This is a genomic window from Dietzia sp. HMSC21D01, from assembly GCF_001815995.1.
Classification (GTDB): Bacteria; Actinomycetota; Actinomycetes; order Mycobacteriales; family Mycobacteriaceae; genus Dietzia; species Dietzia cinnamea.
Map to the genome: position 1 here is coordinate 1 of NZ_KV823689.1, position 1376 is coordinate 1376.

General features: G+C 72.2%; 1 protein-coding gene. It reads left to right on the plus strand.

From position 1 onward, the window contains the following. Positions 1 to 163 precede the first annotated feature (163 nt). A complete protein-coding gene (locus HMPREF3086_RS02040; protein WP_007631677.1) occupies positions 164 to 1303 on the plus strand; it encodes an Mrp/NBP35 family ATP-binding protein in 1140 nt (379 codons plus the stop codon). Positions 1304 to 1376: the final 73 nt, after the last annotated feature.

Genomic DNA, 1376 nt, shown 5'->3' on the forward strand with positions numbered 1-1376 from the left:
AACGACGGAGTCGTCCCCGGCCGCCGCGCCCGCCCCGGCGCCGGCGCCGCCCGCCATCCCGGGCCTGCCGGTCATCGAGTTGCCCTGTATCCCGCCGTTCTGCGTGCCGCCGCCCCCGGCCTGAATCGTCACGGGGTGCCGCGACCCCTAGACTCGGGGCATCATGAGTGCACCCAGCGAAGAATCGATCCGCGCCGCACTGGCCAAGGTCGACGATCCGGAGATCCGCAAGCCGCTCACCGAGCTCGGCATGGTCAAGGGCGTCGAGGTGGACCCCGCGACCGGCCGCGTCGATGTCGGCATCTACCTGACCGTCGCCTCGTGTCCGATGCAGGACACGATCAGCGACCGCGTCCGCTCGGCGGTGTCCGACGTCCCGGGCGTCGGCGAGGTCGCCGTCGAGCTCGACGTCATGAGCGACGAGCAGCGCACCGAACTGCGCAAGCACCTCCGTGGTGACGCGGCGGAACCCGTCATCCCGTTCGCCCAACCCGGCAACCTCACCCGGGTCTACGCGGTCGCCTCGGGCAAGGGCGGCGTGGGCAAGTCCACCGCGACGGTCAATCTTGCGACGGCGCTGGCGTCCCGCGGCCTGTCCGTGGGCGTGCTCGACGCGGATATCTACGGGCACTCGATCCCGCGGATGCTCGGCACCGACGCCCGGCCGACCCAGGTCGAGCAGATGATCCTCCCGCCCGTGGCGCACGACGTGAAGGTCATCTCGATCGCGCAGTTCACGAAGGGCAACACCCCGGTCGTCTGGCGTGGTCCGATGCTCCACCGGGCCCTGCAGCAGTTCCTCGCCGACGTGTACTGGGGCGACCTCGACGTCCTGCTGATGGACCTGCCCCCGGGCACCGGCGACGTGGCCATCTCGATCGCCCAGCTCATCCCGTCGGCGGAGATCCTCGTGGTCACCACTCCGCAGCAGGCGGCCGCCGAGGTCGCCGAGCGCGCGGGGTCGATCGCGCTGCAGACCCGTCAGCGGATCGCCGGTGTCATCGAGAACATGTCGTGGCTGGAGCTGCCCGACGGCACCCGCATGGACGTGTTCGGTACCGGCGGCGGCGCGGAGGTCGCGGCCAACCTGTCCCGCTCGGTCGGCGCACCCGTCAAGCTCCTCGGTCAGGTGCCGCTCGAGCAGGCCGTGCGCGAGCACGGGGACGAGGGCACGCCGATCGTCCTGGCCGAGCCCGAGTCACCGTCGGGGCGCGCGTACCGCGAGATCGCTGACGGCCTGGCCGTGCGACCCCGGGGCCTGGCGGGGATGAACCTGGGGATCGACACCACACGTCACCTCTGACGGACCGGCATCTCGGATGGCCGGCGGGGCGTCACGCCCCGCCGCCCCCGGGCGGGGTCGCCTACAGCCCCCG